29 protein-coding genes are annotated in these 23597 nt (G+C 66.7%); 15 read left to right on the forward strand and 14 right to left on the reverse strand.

Annotated features, from left to right (window positions below; translation table 11 throughout):
• Together ABU113_RS13905 and ABU113_RS13910 are read left to right on the forward strand one after the other, a co-directional pair.
• On the forward strand, nucleotides 1-214 hold a 214-nt coding region (locus tag ABU113_RS13905; RefSeq protein ID WP_454560099.1), incomplete at its 5' end, for a hypothetical protein.
• The gene (locus tag ABU113_RS13910; protein WP_454560100.1) at nucleotides 201-617 is read left to right on the forward strand and encodes a globin domain-containing protein; all 417 of its coding nucleotides are present in this window, start codon (nucleotides 201-203) and stop codon (nucleotides 615-617) included. The genes ABU113_RS13905 and ABU113_RS13910, both read left to right, overlap by 14 nt.
• 9 nt (nucleotides 618-626) lie before the next feature.
• Here ABU113_RS13910 and thiD read toward each other — a convergent pair whose 3' ends face one another.
• Together thiD and glmM are read right to left on the reverse strand one after the other, a co-directional pair.
• Nucleotides 627-1436 carry a bifunctional hydroxymethylpyrimidine kinase/phosphomethylpyrimidine kinase gene (thiD, locus tag ABU113_RS13915; RefSeq protein ID WP_454560101.1) on the reverse strand — a complete coding sequence of 270 codons (810 nt, stop codon included), beginning with the start codon at nucleotides 1434-1436 and terminating at the stop codon, nucleotides 627-629.
• A gap of 10 nt (nucleotides 1437-1446) precedes the next feature.
• Nucleotides 1447-2790 carry a phosphoglucosamine mutase gene (gene glmM, locus ABU113_RS13920; RefSeq protein ID WP_454560102.1) on the reverse strand — a complete coding sequence of 448 codons (1344 nt, stop codon included), beginning with the start codon at nucleotides 2788-2790 and terminating at the stop codon, nucleotides 1447-1449.
• 473 nt (nucleotides 2791-3263) lie between these two features.
• Here glmM and ABU113_RS13925 point away from each other — a divergent pair, with 473 nt between their 5' ends.
• The 3 genes from ABU113_RS13925 (at nucleotide 3264) to ABU113_RS13935 (ending at nucleotide 4669) form a co-directional block, all read left to right on the forward strand.
• Nucleotides 3264-3635 carry a response regulator gene (locus tag ABU113_RS13925; protein WP_454560103.1) on the forward strand — a complete coding sequence of 124 codons (372 nt, stop codon included), beginning with the start codon at nucleotides 3264-3266 and terminating at the stop codon, nucleotides 3633-3635.
• Nucleotides 3636-3794: 159 nt separating this feature from the next.
• A complete protein-coding gene (locus ABU113_RS13930) occupies nucleotides 3795-4271 on the forward strand; it encodes a MarR family winged helix-turn-helix transcriptional regulator (RefSeq protein ID WP_454560104.1) in 477 nt (158 codons plus the stop codon).
• Nucleotides 4272-4300: 29 nt separating this feature from the next.
• Complete coding sequence (locus ABU113_RS13935; protein ID WP_454560105.1) at nucleotides 4301-4669, forward strand: response regulator; 369 nt, start codon at nucleotides 4301-4303, stop codon at nucleotides 4667-4669.
• Between the two features lie 11 nt (nucleotides 4670-4680).
• Here the strand turns inward: ABU113_RS13935 and ABU113_RS13940 are convergent, their stop codons facing one another.
• Nucleotides 4681-5370 (reverse strand): extensin-like domain-containing protein, encoded by a 690-nt coding sequence (locus ABU113_RS13940; protein WP_454560106.1) that lies wholly within the window; start codon nucleotides 5368-5370, stop codon nucleotides 4681-4683.
• Nucleotides 5371-5457: 87 nt separating this feature from the next.
• Here ABU113_RS13940 and ABU113_RS13945 point away from each other — a divergent pair, with 87 nt between their 5' ends.
• The 5 genes from ABU113_RS13945 to ABU113_RS13965 all read left to right on the forward strand — a co-directional run bounded on the left by ABU113_RS13945 (nucleotide 5458) and on the right by ABU113_RS13965 (nucleotide 12093).
• Nucleotides 5458-6471, forward strand: coding sequence for a hypothetical protein (locus tag ABU113_RS13945; RefSeq protein WP_454560107.1), 1014 nt, complete (start codon nucleotides 5458-5460; stop codon nucleotides 6469-6471).
• A 129-nt stretch (nucleotides 6472-6600) separates the two neighbouring features.
• Nucleotides 6601-7782 (forward strand): phosphoserine transaminase, encoded by a 1182-nt coding sequence (locus tag ABU113_RS13950; RefSeq protein ID WP_454560108.1) that lies wholly within the window; start codon nucleotides 6601-6603, stop codon nucleotides 7780-7782.
• Between the two features lie 91 nt (nucleotides 7783-7873).
• The gene (serA, locus tag ABU113_RS13955; RefSeq protein ID WP_454560109.1) at nucleotides 7874-9460 is read left to right on the forward strand and encodes a phosphoglycerate dehydrogenase; all 1587 of its coding nucleotides are present in this window, start codon (nucleotides 7874-7876) and stop codon (nucleotides 9458-9460) included.
• A gap of 101 nt (nucleotides 9461-9561) precedes the next feature.
• The gene (locus ABU113_RS13960) at nucleotides 9562-10701 is read left to right on the forward strand and encodes an ATP phosphoribosyltransferase regulatory subunit (RefSeq protein ID WP_454560110.1); all 1140 of its coding nucleotides are present in this window, start codon (nucleotides 9562-9564) and stop codon (nucleotides 10699-10701) included.
• Between the two features lie 102 nt (nucleotides 10702-10803).
• Nucleotides 10804-12093: an adenylosuccinate synthase gene (locus tag ABU113_RS13965; protein ID WP_454560111.1), complete on the forward strand. Its 1290-nt coding sequence runs from the start codon at nucleotides 10804-10806 to the stop codon at nucleotides 12091-12093.
• Between the two features lie 15 nt (nucleotides 12094-12108).
• Here the strand turns inward: ABU113_RS13965 and ABU113_RS13970 are convergent, their stop codons facing one another.
• From ABU113_RS13970 to ABU113_RS13980, 3 genes are all read right to left on the reverse strand, one after another.
• On the reverse strand, nucleotides 12109-12393 hold the full coding sequence (locus ABU113_RS13970) for a DUF2293 domain-containing protein (RefSeq protein WP_454560112.1): 285 nt from the start codon (nucleotides 12391-12393) through the stop codon (nucleotides 12109-12111).
• Nucleotides 12390-13643: an MgtC/SapB family protein gene (locus tag ABU113_RS13975; protein ID WP_454560113.1), complete on the reverse strand. Its 1254-nt coding sequence runs from the start codon at nucleotides 13641-13643 to the stop codon at nucleotides 12390-12392. The genes ABU113_RS13970 and ABU113_RS13975 overlap by 4 nt, the downstream gene beginning before the upstream one ends.
• An 83-nt stretch (nucleotides 13644-13726) precedes the next feature.
• Nucleotides 13727-14710 (reverse strand): zinc-dependent alcohol dehydrogenase family protein, encoded by a 984-nt coding sequence (locus ABU113_RS13980; RefSeq protein WP_454560114.1) that lies wholly within the window; start codon nucleotides 14708-14710, stop codon nucleotides 13727-13729.
• 176 nt (nucleotides 14711-14886) lie between these two features.
• Between ABU113_RS13980 and ABU113_RS13985 the strand changes: the two genes are divergently transcribed.
• Both ABU113_RS13985 and ABU113_RS13990 read left to right on the forward strand, forming a co-directional pair.
• Nucleotides 14887-15255, forward strand: coding sequence for a c-type cytochrome (locus ABU113_RS13985; RefSeq protein ID WP_454560115.1), 369 nt, complete (start codon nucleotides 14887-14889; stop codon nucleotides 15253-15255).
• A 132-nt stretch (nucleotides 15256-15387) separates the two neighbouring features.
• Complete coding sequence (locus ABU113_RS13990) at nucleotides 15388-16365, forward strand: NADPH:quinone oxidoreductase family protein (protein WP_454560116.1); 978 nt, start codon at nucleotides 15388-15390, stop codon at nucleotides 16363-16365.
• 39 nt (nucleotides 16366-16404) lie between these two features.
• On the opposite strand, the gene ABU113_RS13995 is transcribed toward ABU113_RS13990, so the two are convergent.
• The 3 genes from ABU113_RS13995 to ABU113_RS14005 form a co-directional block, all read right to left on the reverse strand.
• Complete coding sequence (locus ABU113_RS13995) at nucleotides 16405-16827, reverse strand: hypothetical protein (RefSeq protein WP_454560117.1); 423 nt, start codon at nucleotides 16825-16827, stop codon at nucleotides 16405-16407.
• A gap of 97 nt (nucleotides 16828-16924) precedes the next feature.
• Nucleotides 16925-17686 carry an SDR family NAD(P)-dependent oxidoreductase gene (locus ABU113_RS14000; RefSeq protein WP_454560118.1) on the reverse strand — a complete coding sequence of 254 codons (762 nt, stop codon included), beginning with the start codon at nucleotides 17684-17686 and terminating at the stop codon, nucleotides 16925-16927.
• Between the two features lie 83 nt (nucleotides 17687-17769).
• Nucleotides 17770-18477, reverse strand: coding sequence for a 2OG-Fe dioxygenase family protein (locus ABU113_RS14005; protein ID WP_454560119.1), 708 nt, complete (start codon nucleotides 18475-18477; stop codon nucleotides 17770-17772).
• A 72-nt stretch (nucleotides 18478-18549) separates the two neighbouring features.
• Here ABU113_RS14005 and ABU113_RS14010 point away from each other — a divergent pair, with 72 nt between their 5' ends.
• Together ABU113_RS14010 and ABU113_RS14015 are read left to right on the forward strand one after the other, a co-directional pair.
• Nucleotides 18550-19197 carry a DsbA family protein gene (locus tag ABU113_RS14010; RefSeq protein WP_454560120.1) on the forward strand — a complete coding sequence of 216 codons (648 nt, stop codon included), beginning with the start codon at nucleotides 18550-18552 and terminating at the stop codon, nucleotides 19195-19197.
• Nucleotides 19194-19637, forward strand: coding sequence for a PaaI family thioesterase (locus ABU113_RS14015; protein ID WP_454560121.1), 444 nt, complete (start codon nucleotides 19194-19196; stop codon nucleotides 19635-19637). Before ABU113_RS14010 ends, ABU113_RS14015 begins: the two co-directional genes overlap by 4 nt.
• Nucleotides 19638-19648: 11 nt before the next feature.
• On the opposite strand, the gene ABU113_RS14020 is transcribed toward ABU113_RS14015, so the two are convergent.
• Genes ABU113_RS14020 through ABU113_RS14030 form a run of 3 tightly spaced genes read right to left on the reverse strand, consistent with a single transcriptional unit; the run spans nucleotide 19649 to nucleotide 20780 of the window.
• The gene (locus ABU113_RS14020) at nucleotides 19649-19804 is read right to left on the reverse strand and encodes a hypothetical protein (protein WP_454560122.1); all 156 of its coding nucleotides are present in this window, start codon (nucleotides 19802-19804) and stop codon (nucleotides 19649-19651) included.
• Nucleotides 19792-20175: a nuclear transport factor 2 family protein gene (locus ABU113_RS14025; protein WP_454560123.1), complete on the reverse strand. Its 384-nt coding sequence runs from the start codon at nucleotides 20173-20175 to the stop codon at nucleotides 19792-19794. The genes ABU113_RS14020 and ABU113_RS14025 overlap by 13 nt, the downstream gene beginning before the upstream one ends.
• Nucleotides 20176-20186: 11 nt before the next feature.
• Nucleotides 20187-20780 (reverse strand): LysE family translocator, encoded by a 594-nt coding sequence (locus tag ABU113_RS14030; protein ID WP_454560124.1) that lies wholly within the window; start codon nucleotides 20778-20780, stop codon nucleotides 20187-20189.
• A 77-nt stretch (nucleotides 20781-20857) separates the two neighbouring features.
• On the opposite strand from ABU113_RS14030, the gene ABU113_RS14035 reads away from it, so the two are divergent.
• Nucleotides 20858-22246, forward strand: a complete 1389-nt coding sequence (locus tag ABU113_RS14035; RefSeq protein WP_454560125.1) for an aminotransferase-like domain-containing protein — start codon at nucleotides 20858-20860, stop codon at nucleotides 22244-22246.
• Nucleotides 22247-22268: 22 nt separating this feature from the next.
• Here ABU113_RS14035 and ABU113_RS14040 read toward each other — a convergent pair whose 3' ends face one another.
• Both ABU113_RS14040 and ABU113_RS14045 read right to left on the reverse strand, forming a co-directional pair.
• Nucleotides 22269-22697, reverse strand: coding sequence for a DUF2147 domain-containing protein (locus tag ABU113_RS14040; RefSeq protein ID WP_454560126.1), 429 nt, complete (start codon nucleotides 22695-22697; stop codon nucleotides 22269-22271).
• On the reverse strand, nucleotides 22694-23542 hold the full coding sequence (locus ABU113_RS14045) for a metal-dependent hydrolase (protein ID WP_454560127.1): 849 nt from the start codon (nucleotides 23540-23542) through the stop codon (nucleotides 22694-22696). Before ABU113_RS14045 ends, ABU113_RS14040 begins: the two co-directional genes overlap by 4 nt.
• Between the last annotated feature and the right edge of the window lie 55 nt (nucleotides 23543-23597).

Here is a 23597-nt window from a genome sequence, read left to right on the forward strand (position 1 = left end):
TGCAAACTCCACCATAACGATGAACCCGGTGGCCACCAGCGACGCCGCATTCCGGGGTGGGGCATGCCCCACCCCGGAATACACCATCGCCTACACCGGAAATTACACCACGAGCGCGGACGCTAACTTAGGAGTTTCTTCACCGCTGTCGAAGCTTATGGCGATGATGTTGGTAGGTGTGTGCTTGCAGAGGCTGGGGCATGACGGAGGGTGATCTCGCAATTGTTGACCGCAGTTTTCGCCGGCTGGTGAGCCAGGGCGAGGACTTTGGCGTGCTGTTTTACGACACCCTGTTCCGATCCTACCCCGAACTGCGGTCGCTGTTTCCTGGCGATATGCAGCAGCAGCAGGTGCGCCTCGTGCAGATGTTGCGTCAGCTGATCGATAGCGCGCATGCACCGGCCGACATGCCTGGTCTGGCAGGCTTGGCACGCCGGCATGTCGAGATCGGCATTCGGCCGGAGTATTTCAGCATGTTTGGTCAGGCGCTGTTCGAGTCCTTCGCGGCGGCGCTGGATGGCGACTTCACGCCTGAAGTGCGCGCGGCATGGGAGCGCGCCTACACCCGTATCGCCGGTGCGCTGATGCGCGCCATGTCCGGGCGCGCTTCCGGCTAGTCGGAAAGGTCAGCGATCCGCTGAGGGAAGCGCGCACGGCCAGCCGTGATTGAGCGGACCATGGCCCTGGCCGAGGCCGGGCGCCTGGCGGATGGCCTCCAGCACGTAGTGGCGAGCCCGGTCGACCGCCATCGGCAGCGTCATCCCCTGGGCAAGGCCGGTGGCGATGGCTGACGCCAGCGTGCAGCCAGTGCCGTGGGTGTCCTTGCTGTCGATCCGCGGCGAGGTGAAGCGCCGGGCGCCGGTGGGCGTCAGCAGCCAGTCCTCGACCTCGTCACCGGCCCGGTGGCCGCCCTTCATCAGTACGGCGCGCGCGCCGCGGGCGAGCAGGAGCCGACCGGCGGCCAGCACGTCGTCTGTGGTGGCGATGGGCTGGCCGGCCAGCAGCTCCGCTTCGGGAATGTTGGGCGTTATCAGCGTGGCGGCCGGGATGAGACGCGCCCACAGCGCGCCGACCGCCTCGGCCTCCAGCAGCGGGGCGCCGCCCTTGGCCACCATCACAGGATCGACCACCAGCGGCACAGCCGAGGCTTTCTCGGCAAGGACGTCCGCCACCGTGCGGGTGACGGCGGCATCGTGCAGCATGCCGGTCTTGATAGCGTCGGCGCCGATGTCATCCAGCACGACCACGAGCTGCCGAGCGATGAACTCCGGAGATACCGGCCACACACCATGAACGCCCAGGGTGTTCTGCGCGGTCAGGGCGGTGATCGCCGTCATGGCGTAGCCGCCCAGCGCCGTTACCGTCTTGATGTCAGCCTGGATGCCGGCGCCGCCACCGGAGTCCGATCCAGCGGCAATCAGAACACGACCATTCATGCGCGCGCCGTCATGCAGCTGCTTTTACGGCTTCGCAAATCTCGTCGACCACCTCGGCGACCAGCTGTTCGTCGTCCGCTTCCGCCATCACGCGGATCAATGGTTCCGTGCCGGACTTGCGGATGACCAGCCGGCCATGGTTGCCCAGACGGCGTTCGGCGTCGGCGATGGTCGCCTTCACCCGGTCGTTCTCCAGCGGCTGACCGCCGTTGTAACGGACGTTCTTGAGCAGTTGCGGGTAGGGGTCGAACACATGGGTCGCCTCCGACGCCACTCGGCCTTCGCGGACGATCACGGCGAGAACCTGCAGTGCCGCGACAATGCCGTCGCCGGTGGTGGTATAGTCGGACATGATGATGTGTCCCGACTGTTCTCCACCCACGTTGTAACCTTTGGCTTTCATCGCCTCCAGAACGTGACGGTCACCAACCTTGGTCCGGCACATGTGCAGGCCACGGCCCTCCAGATAGCGCTCCAGACCGAGATTGGACATCACGGTCGCCACCAGGCCATTGCCTTGCAGGGTGCCTGCCTCGTGCCAGCTGCGGGTTATCAGCCCCATCAACTGGTCGCCGTCGATGATCCGGCCCTGTTCGTCGGCCATGATCAGCCGGTCGGCGTCGCCATCAAGCGCGATACCGATATCGGCGCCGACGGCGAGAACCTTGTCGGCGAGCGCCTGGGGCGCGGTGGAACCGACACCGTCGTTGATATTGAAGCCGTTGGGCGACACGCCGAGCACTTCGATGTCGGCTCCCAGTTCCCAGAACACCGACGGCGCCACGTTGTGAGCGGCGCCATTGGCGCAATCGACCACGATGCGCAGCCCGTCAAGACGCAGGTCGGAGGGGAAAGTGGATTTGGCGGCGTGAATGTAGCGCCCGCGGGCGTCCTCCAGCTTGCGTACCCGGCCCAGATTGGCTGGCTCTGCGCGTATGTCGGCAAGGTCGCCGTCGATCATCGCCTCGATGGCCAGTTCGTCGGCGTCAGACAGTTTGTAGCCATCGGGGCCGAACAGCTTGATGCCGTTGTCGTAGTAAGGGTTGTGCGAGGCCGAGATCATGACGCCGAGATCCGCCCGCATGGAGCGGGTGAGCATCGCCACCGCGGGCGTGGGCATCGGCCCCAGCAGCACCACATCCATGCCGGCCGAAGCGAAGCCGGAGGTGAGCGCCGACTCCATCATGTAGCCGGACAGGCGGGTGTCCTTGCCGATGACGACCCGATGCTTGTGTTCGCCGCGCAGGAAGTGCTTGCCGGCGGCCATGCCGACGCGCATGGCCATCTCCGCGGTCATCGGCGGTGTGTTGGTCAGGCCGCGAATACCATCGGTGCCGAAGTACTTGCGAGTCATCCTTGTTCCCCTGGCTCGTCACCCTGGCGCAAGCCCGTTCCGCTCGATGGATACGCCGCTTGGGCCGCGCGCTCAACTATCCGGCCGCACATCAACCCGCGGATGCTGAATATTCGGTGAACACATGGTGGGCGAACCTGGAGTCGGAGTCGTCACTGGTCGGCAATAATGTAGCGACTACGTTCTTTTTGGTATCGACACGCTATATAAAATCAGGCATGGTCGATTCCGCGTCGCCGCTCATCAATCGTGCGGAAAGCTAAGGCGCTGCCTGGGGTCTGTTTTTTCGGACGTGGCTTCAGGCAACGGTAGTGGAGTGGTTGACGACGAGATTTCGAGACCAGCCAATGTCAGCGGCAACCTTTGTACCCCTCATTGCCGCCCGTTGGGTGGTGGGCGCGGCCAACCCCTCGGCCGCGCCCATTAACTCCTCACCCCTGTCGCAATTTCCCCGCCTGTCTGGTGTCTGACGCTTGACGCCGGAACCCGTCACGATCCTGGTCATCGAGGATGATCCTGACTTGCGCGAGCTGGTATGCGCCATGCTGGTCGCCGAGGGGCTTGCCGTGCGGGAAGCCGCCACGGGCTGGCACGCGCTGGCGATCCTTCGTGCCGATGTCAGGATCGATGCCATATTGAGCGATGTCATCCTGGCAGGTGTTGCCAACGGGCCCGATGTGGTGGCCAAGGCCCGCGCGCTCAGGCCTGGCCTGCCCGCCGTGTTCATGTCCGGGTACACGGATGGCGCCCTGAGCCCGGACAGTGGCTTCACGCTGCTTGAAAAGCCCTTTCGTCGCCAGCAGTTGATGGATGCGCTGCGACATGCGATCGAGGGGCGCGCGTGAACATCGACCAACCATTCCGTCCACCTCATCTCGCCGGTTGACGCCCACCGATTTTTCAGCCAGCACAGGCTGATAGCAAGGGTAGGCGTTGATTGCTTTGTCTACAGTGGAACAATGGTCCTCTCGGCCGACCGCGTGTGGCCCAGGTGAGAGCGGAACATGATGCGCAGGGACGCACAGTCGATTTCGTCACGTAGCGACAAGGTTGTACAGGGGCCAGACCCGATCGGGGTTGCCGAATTGTACGAACAGGCCATCCGGGTAATCTACAGTGAAGCGTTTGCCGCCGGCCTCAATCCGGCGCAATGGAACGCCCTGCGCTACCTCTCCAGTGCCTTGCCGGAACGGCGCACGCCCTCGGCGTTCGCCCAGTACCATCACGTGACCCGCGGCACGGCCTCCCAGACCATCAACGCGCTGGAACGCAAGGGTCTGGTCAGCAAGCGCCCCGACGAGACCGATGGTCGGGCGGTCCGTCTGGAACTGACCGAGGCAGGTCACGCCATGCTGTCGAAGGATCCGCTCAACCTGCTGGCGGAAGCGTTCGCGCAACTGCCGCGAAATCGTCTCGAAGCCGCAATGATGATCGGTCAGCAGGTCACGATGGAAGTGTATCGCCGCGTCAGTCGACGATAGGCTGAGGGCAACATAATGAAAGATAAGCCATGGCGACTATCCTGATTGTCGAGGATGACAACGATTTCCGTGCCGTGATGCGCGATGCCCTGTCGGGTGTCGGGCACGATGTCACGGAAGCCCGTGACGCGGCCGAGGCCCTGGAAAAGATCGCAGGTTGGTCCTATGATCTTGTTATCACGGACATTTTGATGCCACAGGTTGATGGATTGTCGTTGATCCGGGAGATCGAGACCGTGGCGCCCAAGACGCCGGTCATCGCCATTTCGGGGGGCGATGCCGCCATACCGCCGGCCGTCAGCCTGACAGCGACCAAGGCGATGGGCGTCAGTCATCGGCTGGCCAAGCCCTTCCGGCTCAAGGAGCTGCTGTCAACAGTCGACGAAGTGCTCGGCTGACGTCGACCTGGTTACTGGCATTTCGTCCACGGTCCCATATCCACATGGATGTGGTTGCGGTGGAAGCGGTCCGCGTCCGGCCCCAGCACGACGGAGAAATACCGGCACGCGCCTTTGTGGATCTCCCGCAGGAAGCCGCGGGTGGTCGCGTACGGGCTGATCCAGCCTGCTTCCACCGGAATACGGCGGCCGTCGGCGAGGATAAAGCCCGAGACGTCGAGGGCGTTGGCGGTCGCGTGCTCGGAGATGCGGGTGCCCGGCTGGCCGTTGCGGTTGCGACAGGCGAAACTGCCGAAGGTTTCGATGGACTGGACATCCGTGCCGAAGTGCCGCCGGGCCGCCGGCTGCACCACTTCCCGCGTCCACAGGTGGAACCCGGCGATCATCGGGCAGGTCAGGGGCACCGGCCTCGCCAGCGGGATGGGCGCCCGGGTGATGCGCGCGGCGTCTGTCAGGCCGCAGCCCGGCCCCTCCCGGGTGTCGGCCAGACGCATCACCGAAAGTCCGTTAGCGCGATCGAGCAGGGCATGGCATAGCCGGGCATCGTTGTTCAGTTGTCTGAGCTGGTCGCCGATCCGCGCCCCGGCGGGCGCGTTCAGGTCCGGTGGCGGCAACCGGACGGGCGGGCGCTGTACCGGCGCCGGCCGCCCGCCGCACGCCGCGAGCAGCAGTGCCAGACACGACGCCAGCAATATGGTCACGATGGTGGACGGAACGCGGACGGGCGAGATTGTCGCTGCAGGAGCCATGCCCTACACTATCGCCTGGTATCGGGGCGGTACAAGACCATGGCATATCCGAACAGGGGCGCGGCGGTGATGGCGGTGGGCGTGCTGTTGAGCGCGGTCGCGCGTGCGCAGGCGCCCGAGCCGGCGCTGCCGCCGGCGCCTCGCCCGGTCACCCTTGATCTGCCCTGTACGCTGCCGGTGGGGAAGCCACTGCGCTATCGGCACGAGACGACACGCGACATGAGGCAGGGCGGCCAGGCGTTGTGGCGCTTCAAGGTGACATCGGACGAGAGCTTCACCTTCGTCAGTCAGGACGCCATGGGAGCGGTGGTCAAGCTGGTCGTCGAGCGTGTTGACTGGCAGGCACCCAGCCGCGGTGTGGAACCGCCCTCGGCGACGCTGATGCTGGTCAATACGCCGATCATGATCCGCCTCGATACGGCGTTGCGTCCTGTCGCCATCCTCAACTGGCCCGAGGTCCGTGCCGCGTATGTCCGGGGCGCTGAAGACAAGGCCGCGCGGGGCAAGGGGTTGCTGGACGCGATGCCGCCGGAACGGCGGGCGGCGGCGGCGCAGGCGCTGGCGCACAACCTGCGGCAGCTGCGAGCGATGAGTGTGGAGGCCGGCACACGGGAGGTCACACAGGACATGGCGGACCTGTTCGGTCTGTGCGGCGCGCGATTGTCGCCGGTCGGTCCGACGCCGGTCGTCAAGGCCTATCCGTGGATCAGTCCCGATGTGCCGATCCGCGCCAGGGGGCATCGCACGGTGACGACGCAGGATCACGATACCGGACTGCTGGTGGTTGACACTGTGCTGGCCACCGACGCGGCGGAGCTGTCCCGCGGCGTGCAGGCTGTTCTGGCGCGCAGGCTGCAGGGCAAGGGGGCGCAAACGGTATCGGCGCGGACCATCGAGTCGATCCGCGCGGTCGAGCAGGTCGTCATCCGCGAGACGCAACATGCCGAAGTGGATGTCGCCACGGGTCTGCCGCGCCTGATGAGCTTCGCCAGCGATATCGCCGGCCCGGCGTTGCAGCGCACGGTTTTCAGCCAGTTCAAGCAGTTGCCCTGATGTTGCCGGCGAAGATCTTTTGTCGCGGGTCGCCATTTCGCTGTTGACGCCGAACGATGTTTCTGCGCTTTGGGCGGCGGGCCACGCCGTCCCAACGCGGCGCGTGCTCTCTGAGAGGAGAGAAACATCATGACGACGACGACCGCCGCCACTGCGGCGCTTCCCACTGTCCGCCCCCAAAATCCCAACTTCTCGTCCGGCCCGTGCGCCAAGCGCCCTGGCTGGTCGCTGGATGCGTTGCAGGATGCGCCGCTCGGCCGCTCCCATCGCGCCAAGGTCGGCAAGACCAAGCTCAAGGCCGCCATCGACAAGACCCGCGCCGTCCTCGGCGTGCCGGCCGACTATCGCATCGGCATCGTGCCGGCCTCCGACACCGGGGCCGTGGAGATGGCGCTGTGGTCGCTGCTGGGCGCCCGCCCGATCACCATGCTGGCCTGGGAGAGCTTCGGCGCCGGCTGGGTGACCGATGTGGTCAAGCAGCTCAAGCTCGACGCCAAGACAATCGAGGTCGGCTATGGCGCGCTGCCGGATCTCGCGGCGGTCGATACCGATACCGATGTCGTGTTCACCTGGAACGGCACCACCTCCGGCGTGCGCGTGCCCAACGGCGACTGGATCAAGGCCGATCGCGCCGGACTGACGATCTGTGATGCCACCTCGGCCGCCTTCGCCATGGACCTGCCGTGGGACAAGCTCGATGTCGTCACCTTCTCCTGGCAGAAGGTGCTGGGCGGCGAGGGCGCGCACGGTGTGCTGATCCTCAGCCCGCGGGCGGTCGAACGGCTGGAAACCTACAAGCCGGCCTGGCCGCTGCCGAAGATCTTCCGCATGACCAAGGGCGGCAAGCTGATCGAGGGCATCTTCCAGGGCGAGACCATCAACACGCCCTCCATGCTGTGCGTCGAGGACTATCTCGACGCGCTCGACTGGGCGGCCTCGGTGGGCGGGCTCACGGGCCTGATCGGTCGTTCGGAGGCCAACGCGGCGGCACTGCAGGCGTGGATCGACGCCAGCGACTGGGCGGAAAACCTCGCCGTTGAGCCTGCCACCCGTTCCTGCACCAGCGTCTGCATCAAGATCGTCGACCCCTGGTTCACGGCCCTGCCGGCCGACAAGCAGCCCGACGTGCCGAAGCAGATCGCCAGCCTGCTGGAAAAGCAGGGCGTGGCCTTCGACATCAACGGCTACCGCGATGCCCCGGCGGGTCTGCGCATCTGGTGCGGCGCGACGGTGGAAACCGCCGACGTCACGGCGCTGACGCCCTGGCTCGACTGGGCGTATGCCGAGATCAAGGCCGGCTTCGCCGCCTGAGCTGATCCATCCCCCGTATCGGACCGGCGCCGCCGGCCCTTCCCGGTTTCCGCCGCGCACGGCGGGACCGCAGATAAGAAAGTTGAGAAACATGCCCAAGGTGCTGATTTCCGACAAAATGTCCCCCAAGGCCGCCGAGATCTTCAAGGCGCGCGGCATCGAGGTCATCGAGGACTTCGACCTGCACAAGGACAAGGACAAGTTCATCGCCACCCTGCGTGAGGTGGATGGCCTGGCCATCCGCTCTTCCACCAAGGTGACCAAGCAGATTCTTGAGGCGGTCGCCGGCTCGAACCTGAAGGTCATCGGCCGCGCCGGCATCGGCGTCGACAACGTCGACATTCCGACCGCCAGTGCCGCCGGCATCGTCGTCATGAACACGCCGTTCGGCAACTCGATCACCACGGCGGAACATGCGGTCGCCATGATGTTCGCGCTGGCCCGCGACATCCCGGAGGCCAACGCCTCCACCCAGGCCGGCAAGTGGGAAAAGAACCGCTTCATGGGCGTCGAGCTGACCGGCAAGACGCTGGGCATCATCGGTTGCGGCAACATCGGCTCGATCGTCGCCGACCGTGCCCAGGGCCTGAAGATGAAGGTGATCGGCTTCGATCCGTTCCTGACGCCGGAGCGTGCCCAGGATGTGGGCATCGAGAAAGTGACGCTGGACGAGTTGCTGGCGCGCGCCGACTTCATCACCCTCCACACGCCGCTCACTGAATCGACCAAGAACGTGCTCAGCCGCGAGAATCTGGCCAAGACCAAGAAGGGCGTGCGCATCATCAACTGCGCCCGCGGCGGCCTGGTTGACGAGGTGGCGCTGAAGGAAATGCTGGATGCAGGCCATGTCAAGGGTGCGGCGCTGGACGTGTTCCTGGAAGAGCCGGCCACCGAGAACCCGCTGTTCGGCACGCCGGGTCTGATCTGCACGCCGCACCTGGGTGCCTCCACCTCGGAGGCGCAGATCAATGTCGCCCTGCAGGTCGCCGAGCAGATGGCCGAGTATCTGACCACCGGGGGCGTCTCCAACGCGCTGAACCTGCCGTCGCTGACGCCGGAGGAAGCGCCGAAGCTGAAGCCGTACATGAAGCTCGCCGAACAGCTCGGCCTGCTGGCTGGCCAGCTGGCGCACAGCATCAGCGGCGTCACCGTCGAATATGAAGGTGCCATCGCCGAACTCAACACCAAGCCGGTGACGGCGGCGGTGCTGGCGGGCCTGTTCATGCCGCATTCCGATACGGTGAACATGGTCAACGCGCCCTTCATCGCCAAGGATCGCAACATCGACGTCACGGATGTCCGTCACGACCGCGAGGGGGACTACCACACGCTGGTCCGCGTGACGGTCAAGACCGAGGAGGGCGAGCGGTCGGTCGCCGGTTCGCTGTTCTCCAACCGCGAGCCGCGTCTGGTCGAGATGTTCGGCATTCAGGTCGAGGCGGATCTTGCCGGCCACATGCTGTTCGTCATCAACGAGGACAAGCCGGGTTTCATCGGTCGCCTCGGCACCCTGCTGGGCGAGGAGGGGGTCAACATCGGCACCTTCCACCTCGGCCGTCGCGCCACCGGTGGCGAGGCTGTGGTGCTGCTGTCGCTCGACAGCCCGGTCGCTGATACCCTGCTGACCAAGATCAAGGCGCTGCCGCTGGTCAAGGAAGTCAAGACGCTGTCGTTCTGAGGGACGATTCCCCCTTCGACAAAGCCGTCTCAAGCGGATAAGAACGCCCCGGCCGCGAGTCTCTCGCTCGGCCGGGGTTTGTCTGGAAAGGCTGCACGACCGTGAGCGAGCCATTGTCCCTGGGATTGCTGCCGGAAGGCCTGCGTGACGTGTTGCCGCCGCAGGCGGAAGCCGAGGCGCGGCTGCTGCGTGATCTGCTCGATCATCTGCGTGCCCACGGTTACGAGCGCGTGGGCACGCCGCTGATCGAGTTCGAGGCATCGTTGACCAGCGGTTTCGGCGCCGCCCGCGCCGCCGACCTGTTCCGCCTGACCGATCCGATCAGCCAGCGACCGCTGGCCGTCCGCTCCGACATCACCGGTCAGATCGCCCGTGTCGCGGCGACCCGCATGGCCCACTTCGCCCGACCGTTGCGGCTGTCCTATGCGGGCCCCGTGCTGCGCATCAAGGGCTCGCAGTTGCGGGCTGACCGCCAGTTCTCGCAGGCCGGTGCCGAATTGATCGGTACCGACAGCGCGGCTGCGGTGGCTGAAGTGGCCGGTCTGGCGATCAAGGGCCTGCTTGACCTTGGTCTTGAGGCTGTCGGTGTCGATTTTGTCCTGCCTGATCTCATCGGCCGTGTCGGCATCGCGCTCGGCATGACGCAGGCGGAAATCGCGGCAGCGGCCGAGGCCCTGGACGCCAAGGATATCGCCACGGTGGCGGCCCTGCCTCATGCCACGGTGTTCTCCGCCCTGCTCAAGGCGGCGGGCGAGGTGCCGTCGGCGAAGGCGTTGCTCGCCGCGACCGAGGGCATGCCCGCCATCGTCGGTGATCGTATGGGGACACTGGCGGAGCTGGTGGCGGTGCTGCCGGTAGACCCGCGCCTGTCTCTCACTGTCGATCCTGGCGAGACGCGCGGCTTCGGCTATCAGACCTGGATCGGCTTTTCCCTGTTCGCCAAGGGTATTCGCGGCGAGGTGGGCCGTGGCGGCGCTTATGTCATCCGCCGACCGGACGGCAGTGAGGAGCCGGCGGTCGGCTTCTCGCTTTATCTCGATGGTCTGGTCGAGGCCGGGCGCGGCGTGGAGGTTCGTCGCCGCATCATGGTGCCGTACGGCGCCAACTCGGACGTCGGGACCTGGCTGCGGGCGGAGGGCTGGGCCACGGTCGCCGCGCTGGAGGCGGGCGATATTCAGGCCCAGGCCAAGGATCAACGTTGCACCCACTATTGGGACGGAAAGACCATTCAACCCGTCTAGTCACGGGGCCCGCCACCTGCCCCGATGATGGTCGGTCATGCCCGGCCGTTCACCGGATGGCGGTGGCGCGCGGGCGCCGGCTGAAGGAAAGGAATACAAGTCATGGCCAACGTCGTTGTGGTCGGCGCCCAGTGGGGTGACGAGGGCAAGGGCAAGATCGTCGACTGGCTGTCGGAGCGCGCCGACGTCGTCGCGCGGTTCCAGGGCGGTCACAATGCCGGCCATACACTGGTCATTGGCGACAAGACCTTCAAGCTGTCGCTGCTGCCCTCGGGCATCGTGCGCGGCACGCTGTCGGTGGTCGGCCATGGCGTGGTGCTCGATCCGTGGGCGCTGAAGGCCGAGGTCGAGAAAATCCGCGGGCAGGGAGTGGAGATTACGCCGGAGAACCTGCAGGTTTCCGAGCAGTGCCCGCTGATCCTGCCCTGCCATCGCGACCTCGACGCGTTGCGCGAGGACGCCAGCGGCAACGCCAAGATCGGCACCACCCGGCGCGGCATCGGCCCTGCGTATGAGGACAAGGTGGGCCGGCGGGCGTTGCGGGTGTGTGACCTGGAAGACCTTGATGCGGCGTCGGGCCAGATCGACCGGCTGCTCGCCCACCACAACGCGCTGCGGGCGGGCTTCGGTCAGCCGCCGATCGATCGTGCGGCGCTGATTGCCGAACTGAAGGACATCGCGCCCTTCATCGCGCCGTTCGCGGCGCCGGTGTGGCAGACGCTCGACGAGGCGCGGGTCGGCGGCAAGCGCATCCTGTTCGAGGGTGCCCAGGGCATCCTGCTGGATGTCGATATGGGCACATATCCCTTCGTCACCTCCTCCCAGACCGTGGCCGGCCAGGCGGCGACCGGCACCGGTCTCGGGCCGTCGGCATTGGGCTATGTGCTGGGCATCTGCAAGGCCTACACGACCCGCGTCGGCTCCGGGCCTTTCCCCACCGAGCAGGACAACGAGGTCGGCCGGCTGATCGGCGAACGTGGGCATGAGTTCGGCACCGTCACTGGGCGGGCGCGCCGTTGCGGCTGGTTCGATGCTGTGCTGGTGCGCCAGTCGATCGCGGTTGGCGGTATCACCGGTCTGGCGCTGACCAAGCTCGACGTGCTCGACGGGCTGGACGAGGTGAAGATCTGCACCGGCTACATGCTGGACGGCAAGCCGATCGACCGGCTGCCGCCCCGCGCCAAGGATCAGGCCCGCGTCGAGCCGGTCTACGAGACCTTCGAGGGCTGGCGGGAATCGACCCAGGGCGCGCGCTCCTGGGCGCAGTTGCCGGCGCAGGCGATCAAGTACATCCGTCGTGTCGAGGAACTGGTCAACTGCCCGGTGGCCCTGGTGTCGACCTCGCCGGAGCGCGAGGACACCATTCTGGTGCGTGACCCGTTCGTTGACTGACAGCGCCGCCGCCGCTCACATGGCGGCGTGTCGCCACTCGGCCAGCCACTCCGCGACCTCCTCCTCGACGGCGATCCGCGCTTCGTCGCGGGTCAGGCCGTGCTTCTGCATCAGCCTGTCGTAATCGGTGAGCTGATGGCGGATGACGGCGCGCGCCATCTCCTCGACCGCCTTGTGTTCCAGGGCCGGTGGACACGGGGTTGCGGCGAGGCGCCGGACAATCTCGTCCCGATAAAGCCCCGGACAGCGGGGCAGGCGGATGCGCACCAGCGCCGCAAGGCGCGCGCGGGTCGCGCTCATGCGCCGAGTAGCATGAAAGCGATGCCGCCGCAGACCAGCATCGCGGTGAAGCCGCCGGTGGCCAGCAGGCCTGCCCGGCGCTCGGCGAGGGTGACCGCGATGCCGGCCTTGACCAGGGTATTGATGGCGACCGCCAGGCAGATGGCGGCGTTCAGCACGTCGTAGTGCTGTTCAGTGCGGGCAAGCTTGCCGACCGACAGCACCACTGAGTCGACATCGGCCAGCGCGGTGAAGGCCGCGACGGCGAACAGCCCGCTTTCGCCGTAATTGTCGACCGCCCAGCGCGCGGCAACCATGACCACCGTAAGGAACGCCGCGAAGAGCAGGGCGGGCTTGAGGGCGAGCGGGTTGCCCTGCTCAAGTGGCTTCGCATCGCGATCATCGGACCTTCGGCGCCAGTAAATGGCGGCACAGATCAGGCCCGCCAGCGCCGCTGCCACCATGGTCGGCATCAACCGGGCCGACAGGGAGGGCGCCGTCACACCGGCAAGAATGATGACACGGACGAACATGATGGTGGAGGCCAGCAGAATGCCCGCCGCGATCACCGTTGGCGGCTGTGCGGCTGCGCGGGAGCGCTCCGACAACGCGTAGGTGGCGCCGGTCGAGGAGATCAGCCCGCCCAGGCCCGCCGTCAGCATCAGCCCCAGTCGCGGTCCGAACCGGCGGATCGCCCAGTAGCCGATGAACGACAGTCCAGAGAGCAGCACGACGGCCAGGCCGATCTCGAACGGATTGAGCGCGTTGTACGGGCCGAGGTTGCGATTGGGCAGAACAGGCAGGATGACTACCGCGATCAGCAGAAAGCGCAGCGTCGACTCCAGCTCGACGGCGGTGAGGCTCTTCAGCCACCCGTGCAGTTCGTCGCGCAGGGACAGCAGCAGGGCGGCGACGACTCCCGCGGCCGCCGCAGGTAGCGGATGCCCAGCGGTCGCCAGGGCGCCAATGCACGCGGTCAGGACGCCGGCGATCGCCGTGGTGGCGCTGGCATGCGTTTCGTCACGCACGTGGGCGGCGTATCCCACCGCCATGACAATGGCGACGGCCAGCAATGCCGCCGGAATGGCCCAGGCCTGCCCCTGCATCAGACCCGCGGCGCCGCCGATGGCACCGATCAGGCCAAAGGTGCGGATACCCGCGACCCGACTGCCCGGCTCGGCCGCGCGCTGACGCCAGCCGCGTTCGACGCCGATCAGCAGGCCGATAGCCAGTGCCAGCGCAAAATCGCGGTATACAATCAATTCCTGCACGGCAGTCTCCCCAAGACTGCACAGCATAGCCGGTTGTCGGCCCGATGCCAGCGCGCGCGTCGCAGCGGTGTGCCGATGCCGGCTCAGGGGAGCAGGACGGCGGCGCCTGCCAGCCTGCCGGCGCGAAGGTCATCAAGAGCCTGATTGGCCTGCGCGAGCGGATAGGGGATGGCATGCGTGGCGACGGGCACCTGGGGTGCCAGGGCGAGGAACTCTTCGGCGTCGCGTCGGGTGAGATTGGCCACGGACAGAATCTGTCGCTCCTCCCAGAGGATGCGGTAGGGGAAGCTCGGGATGTCGCTCATGTGGATGCCGGCGGCGACTACCTTGCCGCCTTTGCGCACGGCGCGCAGTGCCGCGGGGATCAGGCTTCCGACGGGGGCGAAGATGAGTGCGGCGTCCAGTAACTCCGGTGGCGTCTCGTCTGAGCCGCCGGCCCACCGGCAGCCCAGCGAACGGGCGAAGTCCTGCGCCTGGATGTCGCCAGGGCGCGTGAAGGCGTGGACGTGGCGGCCCTGCCAGCGCGCGACCTGGGCGATCAGGTGGGCGGCGGCGCCGAAGCCGTAGAGACCCAGCGTCTTGGCCTCGTCCGCCATGCGCAGGGCACGATAGCCGATCAGGCCGGCGCACAGCAGCGGCGCGGCGGTGACGTCATCGTAGCTGTCGGGCAGGGCGAAGCAATAGTGCGCGTCCGCCACGCAATAGTCGGCGTAGCCGCCATCGATCTGATAGCCGGTGAAGCGCGGGTCGTCGCACAGGTTTTCGTGATCGCTGAGGCAGTAGCCGCAATGGCCGCAGGTGTGGCCGAGCCACGGCACGCCGACGCGCTGGCCCAAGCGCAGGCTGACCACGCCGGTTCCCAGCTGCTCGACACGCCCGACGATCTCGTGACCGGGGACAATGGGCAGCTTACCTTCAGTGAGGTCGCCATCGACCACGTGCAGATCGGTACGGCAGACGCCACAGGCCGACACCCGCAGCAATACCTGCCCTGGCCCCGGCTTCGGCGTCTCGCGCTCGACAAGGCGTAGCGGCTGCCCCGGGCGGTCGAGAACCATGGCGCGCATGGCGGAGGCTCCTGATCAGATGGCCACTGTCGTCAGCTTGGCATCTTTTCCGGCCCCTCGCCATGGCCAGTTTGACGCGGCCCCCTGTGACATCGAGACCGATTGCTTCCTGGCGGCCTGCGTGATTGAAGAGCCTGTTTCAACTCATCCCCCGAGGAGGTTTTATGCGTACCTGGATGGGCGTGCTGACCTTGGCCGCCGTGATCACGATGACATCGGGCGCTCATGCGGCCGGTGACGCAGCCAATGGCGCCAAGTTGTTCAAGACCAAGCTGTGCGCGAGCTGTCATACCTTGAAGCCGGAGAAGAACATGACCGGCCCATCTCTGGCGGGCGTATTTGGCCGGCAGGTCGGCACGGCCGCGAAGTTCAAGTTCTCGCCCGACTACGCCAAGTCCAAGGCGAAGTGGGACGAGAAGACGCTGGACGCCTATCTCACTGATCCCAAAAAGATGTTCGCGTCGTCGCGGATGACGGTCAAGGTGCCCAACGCGAAGGATCGTGCCGACCTGATCGCCTATCTCAAGACCAATCCGACCCAGTAAGCGGCCTCAGCGTCCGCCCGGTCCGGCCTTTGCCGCGCCGGGCGGATGCGACAGTTGCCGGTCGGCGCGATTCAGCTAAGCTACGCCCCTTATCAATGCCTGATTTCAAGGCAGTCTATCAGGGAGGCGTTTGTGAAAGCTGTTGTTTGTGAGGCCTTCGGGCCGCCGGAGAGTCTTGTTCTGCGCGACATGCCGGTGCCAGAAGTGGCGCCTGGAACCGTGCGCATCCGGGTCCATGCCGCTGGCGTCAATTTTCCAGATACCCTGATCATCCAGGGCAAGTACCAGTTCAAGCCGCCGTTTCCGTTCTCGCCGGGCGGCGAGGTCGCGGGCGTCGTCGATGCGGTGGGCGAGGGCGTCAGTCACGTCCGGCCGGGCGATCGGGTGATCGGCATGACCCTGTCAGGCGGGTTCGCCGAACAGGTGGTGGTGCCGGGCGCCAACTGCTTCGTGATTCCGGATGCCATGCCGTTCGAGGTGGCGGCGGGTTTCACCATGACCTATGGCACGTCCCATCATGCGCTCAAGCAGCGCGCCCGCCTGCAACCGGGTGAGACTGTGCTGGTGCTGGGTGCGGCCGGCGGTGTCGGCCTGGCGGCGGTGGAGCTGGCCAAGGTGATGGGGGCGGAAGTGATTGCCGCCGCCTCCACCGACGAGAAGCTCGAACTGGCCAAGCAGTATGGTGCCGATTTCACCATCAACTATTCCACCGTGGATTTGCGCGAGGGCATCAAGCTGGTCACCAACGGTCGCGGCGTTGATGTGATCTACGACCCGGTCGGGGCTGATTTCGCGGAGCCGGCCTTCCGCTCCATGGCCTGGAACGGACGCTACCTGGTGATCGGCTTTGCCGGTGGTCCAATTCCGTCGCTGCCGCTCAACCTGCCGCTGCTGAAAGGCGCGGCCATTGTCGGCGTGTTCTGGGGCGACTTCACCCGACGGGAACCCGATGTCCATATGGCGAACATGCGTGAGCTGCTGGGCTGGTACGCCGAGGGCAAGCTCAAGCCGCACGTCAGCCAGACCTTTCCGCTGGAGCGGGCGCCGGAGGCGATCCGCTGGCTGATGGGGCGTCAGGCGCAGGGCAAGGTGGTCGTCACCGTCTCCTGATCGCGGCGTGAATGAATGTTGAGCCGGCGCGCGGCGGTCCTACCAGGTCTGCCGCGCGTCGCAGCGCTGGCGCATGGCGTCGAGATCCCGCCACATCGGCCGCAGGTCGGTCTTGGAGAAGCCGTGGGCGCGGGTCAGCTCGTCCTCGGCGGCGCGCTTGGCGCTGAGCAGCCGGTCGCTATTGCCCGGGCCGTACAGGCTGGCGAAATACAGCGACACCATCGCCGTGGAGGCGCCGAAGTAGAGTTTCGGCGTGAATTGCTGGCGGGCGGAGCGTCGCAGGCAGTCGCAGGCGGGATTGACTACATAGTCCTTGGTGCACAGCCGTTTGAAAGTGTCGTCCGCGCGCGCGACGTAGCTGGCTTCGGCGACGCCCTGGCTTGCCTGGGCCCTGGCTGGAGAGGTCAGCAGCGCCGTGGTCATTGCCAGCGACGCCAGTACATGGAATGGCATTCTGCTCATCGCCTCGTCCTACGGGACGACGGTTTAACCGCGACTTACGGCAAAGGGTTAACCGAGAGGCAGCATGGCGTCGGCGCCGGCGTCGGGAGGCGGTGGCTCAGCGCACGTAGCTGGCGCCGTTGGCATCCAGTGTGGCGCCGGTCAGCGATGCGGGGGCTTCCGAAGCCAGCCAGGCGACGATCTGGCCGATCTCCTCCGGCGTCGCCATCCGGCCCAGCGGAATGTCGCCGCTGGCCGACGCCTCGCCATAGGTCTGCACCCATTCCTCGGCCATGTCGGTCCGGGTGAAGCCGGGGGCCACATTGAACGCGAGGATGTGATCGCGGGCGTAGGCGCGGGCGATCGACTTGGTGATGGCCGCCTGGCCGGCCTTGGAGGCCGCATAGTGCATGTATTGCGGCTGGTCGCCACGATGCACCGCGCGGCTGGTCAGGGTGATGATGCGGCCGCCACCGTTGAGCTGGAAGTGGGGCACCGCTTCCTTGCAGAAGTCGGCGGTGGCGACGACGTTGATCTGCAGGGTATTGGCCCAGTCGGAGCCCCACTGCTCCCATTCGGCTTCAATGCCGCTGGGGTAGGAGATGGCGGCGTTGTTCACCAGTACATCGATGCGGCCTTCCGGCGAGGCAGCCACTGCCTGATCCCATATCCGGCGCGCCGCCTGCAGCGCGCGCAGGTCGCCATGAACGATGGCGCCCTGACCGCCGATGGCCTTGAGCAGGGCTTCGGCGGCATCGCGGCGATGGCCGTAATGAATGATGGGAAAGCCGCCACCATGGGCGACCGCCTTGACGATGGCGGCGCCAATGCCGCGCGACCCGCCGGTTACCAGCACTGCCTTGCCGATCAATTGCGCCATGGCCACCCTCGTTGACATTTCAGGCTTGCTGTCGCGATCTAGCCCGGTCCGGGGCATGGCGTCCAGCGAAAGCACCAGGACGTTCAGGCTGGCGCGAAGGTGAGGACCAGGGCGTCGCGCCATCCGGCGCGGTCAGGGTCGGAAGGGCGGATCGACGAAGTGGCATGGCGCAGCCGGCGGTCGTCCAGCAGCAGCGCGTCGCCGGGCTGCATGAGCGTGAAGCGGGCCAGTGGCCTTGCGTCGTTGTCCGCGATCAGTGTTTCGCCTCCGGTGATGTTGTGCCGGGCCACCAGCATGATGAACACCCAATGGCGGCCGTCGCGATGGAGGCCCTCCGGGGTCGGCTGGCCTTCGGCATCGGGCGTGGCGAGAATACGGAACTGGTGTGCCTCCACATCCCAACTGAGGGCTGGTGTGTTTGCCGACCGCGTGTCCAGCATGGTCTGCAGGCCCAGCGCTGCCTGCACCAGCGGCGTGGCGGTAGCACTTTGGGCTGTCATGGGTTCGAACCAGCGGGCGATGCCGCCGTTGAGCGGGTTGAATGCCAGTTCCTGGTAATGGGCCTTGTGCGGCAGGCGCGTCAGTCCCCGTGCATCGAGCCGGAAGGCGCCGTAGCGCCGCTGGCGATAGCGGCCGCCATCGCCCATGTAGGCGTCGAGGGCAAGGTCGTCCCAACTGCGCGCGAACGCCTGCCAGGCCGGTGTACTCGTATCCTGCCACGGCTGGTTGGTCAGACGTACGAACGCCGCGGGGGGACAGGTTGTCGATGTGAGCGTTGCTGGCGAGGACATTGTATCATGACAATATGGTGATTGACTGACCATCGCATGATTACAATCATGCGCGGGAAGAGGGCAAGGCATATGATGACAGGCGAGGCGGCAGACTTCTATTTTGATCCGGTTTCGCCGTTCGCCTTTCTCGCCTGGCGGCTGTTGCGGCGCGACGGATTTCCGCGGCGGGTTCGACCGGTGCCGATTGTGCTGGCGGCAGTGCTTGATCACTGGGGTCAACGCGGACCAGCGGAGATTCCGCCCAAGCGGCTCGTGACCTACCGGCATTGCCTGTGGCTCGCCGGTCGGCATGGCATCGAGATGCGGTTCCCGCCTGTTCACCCGTTCCGTTCGCTTGAGGCGTCACGTCTCATCGTGTCGCTGGGGGCGACGCCGGCGGCTGTCGATGCCATCTTTCAGGCGATTTTCGTGGAGGGACACGACCTGGGCGCGCCGGACGTGATGGAGACGCTTTGTGCGCAGCTGGGGCTGCCGGGGGCGTCGCCGCTCACGGTCCCGGCGGTCAAGGATGGGCTCAGGGCCAACACGGACATAGCGATCGCACATGGTGTTTTTGGCGTGCCGACCCTGATCGTGGATGGCGAGACATTCTGGGGAGTGGATGCATTGGACATGGCGCGGGAGTATTGCGCCAATCCGGAGATGTTCCGGATGCCGGATATGAAGCGGCTGGAAGCGGTGGACCAGGGCGGGCAGCGTAAGGTGAAGGCGACATGACGGCAAACGATGACGACACGGTGCTGGCGCGGGTGCGGGAGAGCTTCGATCGGCAGAGCTTCATGGCGACGATCGGCGCCGAGATCACGGCAGCCGCCGCTGGTCTGGTGGAGGTGCGGCTGCCTTATCGCGAGGATCTGTGTCAGCAGAACGGCTATCTGCATGGCGGCATCGTCGGTGCGGTTGCTGATGTTGCAGGCGGCTATGCCGCCTATTCGGTCTTTCCCGACGGCAGCGACGTGCTGACGGTGGAATACAAGATCAACATGGTGGCGCCGGCGCAGGGCGACTGGTTGCGGGCGGTGGGCCAGGTCATCCGCGCGGGGCGCACGCTGACGATCTGCGACTTCAAGGTCTATGGCGAGCGCGCCGACGGCGACAGCCGGCTCTGCGCGACGGGCCAGCAGACTCTGATGCGCATGGACCGCCGCGCCGGGTGACGGCGGCGTTTCTAGCCGCGCGCAAAGCGAGGCAGCGTGGGCCCGTCGCAGCTTTCCGGGCGCGGCGCGCGGGAATCGGCTTCCGGCGTGCAATCGGCTTGCGTCGGGATCTGGTGGCAGGCAGCCAGAGGCACGGTCGCCAGCAGGATGAGGATCAGCCGGCGCATGGCTGGCGGGCGCCGTAAAGCGCCTCCCCCGTGATTTGCCGCCCGTCACGAAACGTCATGATCTCGACGGCGCGCGTCGTGCCGTCCGGGCGGTCAACCTCATAGATCACGACGAGCGTTTGCCGTTCTTCATCGCACACCGTGCCGACAGGCCGGAAATGCAGCAGGGGCGCCTGACGCAGTGCTTCTTCCCAGTAGGCGCGCAGCGCCTCGACGCCGCTAATGGTGGCGCGTCCGGTCAGGGTGGTGGCCAGCGGACTGATGAAGCACGCGTCGGGCGCGAAGGGGGCAAGGATGCCGTCCAGGTTCCGGGCATTCCAGCAGGCGATCCAGTGATCGGCATGGGCGCACAGCGCATCACGTGAGAGCATCGCTTTTCTCCTCAGATCAGGAACAGCAGCGCGGTGAGGGCTGTCAGGATGGCCATGGCGCGGATGAAGGCGCGCATCACCGTCGGGCTGTCGAGAATTTCGCGCGCGCCGGCGCCCATCGCCGCCCAGGTCGCGATGGAGGGCAGGCCGACAATGACGAACATCGCGATGATCGGCGCCATCTGCAGCGGCAGCGGCTGGTTGGGGGTGGTGAAGGTGGCGATCGCCGGGACGCAGATCGCCCACGCCTTGGGGTTGGCGAACTGGAAGCCGGCGGCCCGCCAGAAGCCGAGCGGTCGCGCGCTGGTGTGCGTGTCGACGCCGCCACGGCGCCACAAGGCAAGGGCCAGCCAGCCCAGATAGAGCGCGCCGGCGATCCGCACCGCCCAGCGCAGCCACGGGCTCGCCTCGAACAGGCCGGCCGCGCCCAGTCCGCACAGGGCGAGCATGGCGGCGCAACCGACATTGATGCCCAGCAGATGCGGCACGGTGCGGCGGAAGCCGAAGGTCAGGCCCGAGGAGGCCAGCATGATGTTGTTCGGCCCCGGCGTGGCGGTGCAGACAAAGCAGTATAGGGCAAGTGAGCTGAGCTGGGTATAATCCATAGTGGCCTCCGGCTCCTTCAATGTGTAGAATTGAACCAAGAGTCAAAGGCAATATTGTCATATAACAATGCGGGGTGATGACCGTGTGGCGGCCCAGGATCGAAGAAGGTGACGCGCCGCTGTACGAGCGGCTTGTCGAGGCGCTGGCAAAGGATATCCGCAATGGCCGCTTGGCGGCCGGTGATCGGTTGCCGCCGCACCGGGAGCTGGCGCATCAGCTGACCATGGCGGTAGGCACGGTGAGTCGCGCCTATGCCGAGGCCGAGCGGCGCGGACTGATCGCCAGTCATGTCGGCCGCGGGTCGTTCATCGCTGGCACCCGCCCGACGGGGCGCGCGCCCGAGTCGGGTGGTCCGATCGACATGGCGCTCAACCTGCCGCCGCTGGAGCCGGCCCGACGCTGGCTGGATGAAGGGTTGCTGCGGGTGCGCCGGCGGCCGGACATCATGGACGTGGTCGGCTATGGCCCGGTGGAAGGCCTGGCGGCGGTACGCTATGCCGGTGCTGACTGGCTGCGGCGGCGGCACAGGGTCAGCCGCGCCGATGTGGCGACGGTGATCCAGTGCAACGGTGGCCAGCATGCCATGGCGCTGGTTTTCGCGGCGGCGGCCCGTCCGGGCGAGACCATCCTGTGCGACGCGGCAACCTATCCCGGCATCCGCACGCTGACCGACCATGCCGGTTACCGGCTGGCAGGCGTGGCCGCCGATGCGCGCGGCATGGAACCGGCGGCCCTGGACGCCGCGGCCGCCAGCACCGGCGCGCGGGCGGTCATCCTCATTCCGACACTGCACAATCCGACCACCGTCACCCTCGATGCCGGACGTCGGCAGGAGATCGTCGCCGTCGCCCGGGCGCGCGACCTCGTCATTGTCGAGGACGATGCCTATCGCGTGTTCGCGGCCGCCGATTGTCCGGCGAGCTTCGCTGATCTGGCGCCAGAGCGGACCTTTCTCATCGCCGGTGTGTCCAAGTCGCTGGCGCCGGGGCTGCGGCTGGGCTTCATCGTGCCGCCGGAAGGCGGTGACTACCGCGATCGCGTGCTGATCGGCGCCCGGGCGCTGGGCTATTGTCCCCCGCCGCTCGGTGGCCTGATGTTCGCCCAGTGGCTGGACGATGGCGTTGCCGACCGCATCACCGACGAGATCGTGGCGGAAGTGCGCGCCCGCACCGACATCGCTCGTGCGGCGCTGGGGAGCGCCATGGCGCCACCAGGTGCGCCGCAGACCCTGCACGTCTGGCTGCCGATGCCCCTGCTCGAAGCGGAACGGGTGGCCGGGCGTGCGCTGCGGGCCGGCGTGATGGTGACGCCACCGGACGCCCCGATGATGAGTCCCGCAGCCGCTGGCGGGCTCCGGCTCTGTCTTGGCGCGGTGTCGAGCCAGGAGATGCTTCGCCAGGCGCTGGACGTGGTCAAGGTGGCGCTGGGGCGCGACGGTTCAGGGGGCAGTCGCGCCATCATCTGAGCGGCGGCCCTGGTCGCCAGCTTCAGTTGACGCGCGTCCAGGTCTGGCTGCGGCAGAAGGGCGCGACAATGCAGCCCCGCAGGCGCAAGGCGCCATCGGGACGAAGTTCGGCGGCGCCATGATAGGTGCCGCCATCCTCCGGGTTGTAGACCCAGCCGTCGCCCCAGCGGCCGGGCCCCAGCGGCCGCAGTTTCAGCATCAGCAGACCCTTGAGAGGGCGCTCGCGCAGCGATGCGTCGCGATTGCGACTGTCGCGCTGATCGGGATGCGCCCGCAGCCGGGGCGAGGTGACGACATGCCCGCAGATGGCCTCGCCGCAGGCGGTGAGATGCACGGTCGCGCCACCATCGCTCTGGGTGCGCCAGGTACCCTGGATCGATCCGGTGTCGGTTGGTGCCGGGCCGATGGCGATGGTCGCGGCCAGCAGCGGCAGCAGCAGCGCGACGGTCATGACAGGCTCGGACTTTCGCGCAGCACCAGCGTCTGTTCGACCGCATCGATCAGCGGCCGGTCATCGTGGATCCAGGGATGAAAGCCGGGCCGGAAATAGCTCAGATAGGCCCCGGCGACCTGGCGAAGCAGCCCCGGCCGGACGAACAGATAGGCTATCAGGCGCGCCCAGGGTCGTGGGCCCGTCAGGCCGTCGCGGGCGAACAGGTCGGCGATGTTGCGCGTGATGGTGCCGATCAGGACGCCGGTCGCCAGCAGCATGGTCGAGGTGCGCAGCAGCCAGCGGCGCCATGCAGGCAGGTGGCTGCTCGCCTTGAGGAAGGTGTCAAACGCGACCGCCTTGTGCTCGATTTCCTCGATGGCATGCCAGCGCCACATCGCCCGCGCCTCCTCGGTCGCACCGTCCAGATGACGCGGGTCGGTGAGGATCGCGTGGGCCAGAATGGCGGTGAAATGCTCCAGCGCGATGGTGACGCCCAGCTGCTGCAGCGGCGGCCGGGTGCGGGCGACATCGAGCACGGCGCGGGTACGCTCTTCCAGCGCCCGGACGTCGATGCCGTGGCTGGCGGTCTGGTTGTTGAAAAAGCGGTGTTCGCGCGTGTGCATGAACTCCTGGGCGACGAAGGCGTCGATCTGCGCCTTCAGCGGATCGGGCATTTGCGACCGGAAGGCGCGCACGCTGTCGATGAAGAAACGCTCGCCGTGCGGAAAGGTGACGGACAGCGCGTCGAACACGGCGGTCGCCACGGGGTCGTCCGCCAGCCACCAGCGGCGGCGCGGGCCGTGGCGGCCGAAACTGATGTCGCGTGGCGTGATGGCGAGATCGTCGGGCGTCCGGGCAGCCATGCCCCGGGTCATCGGGGCAGTCGCCGGTGCGGATGTCGATCCTGGCTCGGTCATG

This window comes from Parapedomonas caeni, from assembly GCF_041060555.1.
GTDB lineage: Bacteria > Pseudomonadota > Alphaproteobacteria > Sphingomonadales > Sphingomonadaceae > CAUJIW01.

Excerpts from the sequence above, each read along its gene's own strand:
- glmM (WP_454560102.1), bottom strand. The coding sequence starts at position 2,790 with ATGACTCGCAAGTACTTCGGCACCGATGGTATTCGCGGCCTGACCAAC.
- ABU113_RS14030 (WP_454560124.1), bottom strand. The coding sequence starts at position 20,780 with ATGGATTATACCCAGCTCAGCTCACTTGCCCTATACTGCTTTGTCTGC.
- ABU113_RS13995 (WP_454560117.1), bottom strand. The coding sequence starts at position 16,827 with ATGAGCAGAATGCCATTCCATGTACTGGCGTCGCTGGCAATGACCACG.
- ABU113_RS14020 (WP_454560122.1), bottom strand. The coding sequence starts at position 19,804 with ATGCGCCGGCTGATCCTCATCCTGCTGGCGACCGTGCCTCTGGCTGCC.
- serA (WP_454560109.1), top strand. The coding sequence starts at position 7,874 with ATGCCCAAGGTGCTGATTTCCGACAAAATGTCCCCCAAGGCCGCCGAG.
- ABU113_RS13965 (WP_454560111.1), top strand. The coding sequence starts at position 10,804 with ATGGCCAACGTCGTTGTGGTCGGCGCCCAGTGGGGTGACGAGGGCAAG.
- ABU113_RS14010 (WP_454560120.1), top strand. The coding sequence starts at position 18,550 with ATGATGACAGGCGAGGCGGCAGACTTCTATTTTGATCCGGTTTCGCCG.
- ABU113_RS14000 (WP_454560118.1), bottom strand. The coding sequence starts at position 17,686 with ATGGCGCAATTGATCGGCAAGGCAGTGCTGGTAACCGGCGGGTCGCGC.
- ABU113_RS14045 (WP_454560127.1), bottom strand. The coding sequence starts at position 23,542 with ATGGCTGCCCGGACGCCCGACGATCTCGCCATCACGCCACGCGACATC.
- ABU113_RS14005 (WP_454560119.1), bottom strand. The coding sequence starts at position 18,477 with ATGTCCTCGCCAGCAACGCTCACATCGACAACCTGTCCCCCCGCGGCG.
- ABU113_RS13980 (WP_454560114.1), bottom strand. The coding sequence starts at position 14,710 with ATGCGCGCCATGGTTCTCGACCGCCCGGGGCAGCCGCTACGCCTTGTC.
- thiD (WP_454560101.1), bottom strand. The coding sequence starts at position 1,436 with ATGAATGGTCGTGTTCTGATTGCCGCTGGATCGGACTCCGGTGGCGGC.
- ABU113_RS14015 (WP_454560121.1), top strand. The coding sequence starts at position 19,194 with ATGACGGCAAACGATGACGACACGGTGCTGGCGCGGGTGCGGGAGAGC.
- ABU113_RS14035 (WP_454560125.1), top strand. The coding sequence starts at position 20,858 with ATGACCGTGTGGCGGCCCAGGATCGAAGAAGGTGACGCGCCGCTGTAC.
- ABU113_RS13985 (WP_454560115.1), top strand. The coding sequence starts at position 14,887 with ATGGGCGTGCTGACCTTGGCCGCCGTGATCACGATGACATCGGGCGCT.
- ABU113_RS13930 (WP_454560104.1), top strand. The coding sequence starts at position 3,795 with ATGATGCGCAGGGACGCACAGTCGATTTCGTCACGTAGCGACAAGGTT.
- ABU113_RS13970 (WP_454560112.1), bottom strand. The coding sequence starts at position 12,393 with ATGAGCGCGACCCGCGCGCGCCTTGCGGCGCTGGTGCGCATCCGCCTG.
- ABU113_RS14025 (WP_454560123.1), bottom strand. The coding sequence starts at position 20,175 with ATGCTCTCACGTGATGCGCTGTGCGCCCATGCCGATCACTGGATCGCC.
- ABU113_RS13910 (WP_454560100.1), top strand. The coding sequence starts at position 201 with ATGACGGAGGGTGATCTCGCAATTGTTGACCGCAGTTTTCGCCGGCTG.
- ABU113_RS14040 (WP_454560126.1), bottom strand. The coding sequence starts at position 22,697 with ATGACCGTCGCGCTGCTGCTGCCGCTGCTGGCCGCGACCATCGCCATC.
- ABU113_RS13935 (WP_454560105.1), top strand. The coding sequence starts at position 4,301 with ATGGCGACTATCCTGATTGTCGAGGATGACAACGATTTCCGTGCCGTG.
- ABU113_RS13945 (WP_454560107.1), top strand. The coding sequence starts at position 5,458 with ATGGCATATCCGAACAGGGGCGCGGCGGTGATGGCGGTGGGCGTGCTG.
- ABU113_RS13950 (WP_454560108.1), top strand. The coding sequence starts at position 6,601 with ATGACGACGACGACCGCCGCCACTGCGGCGCTTCCCACTGTCCGCCCC.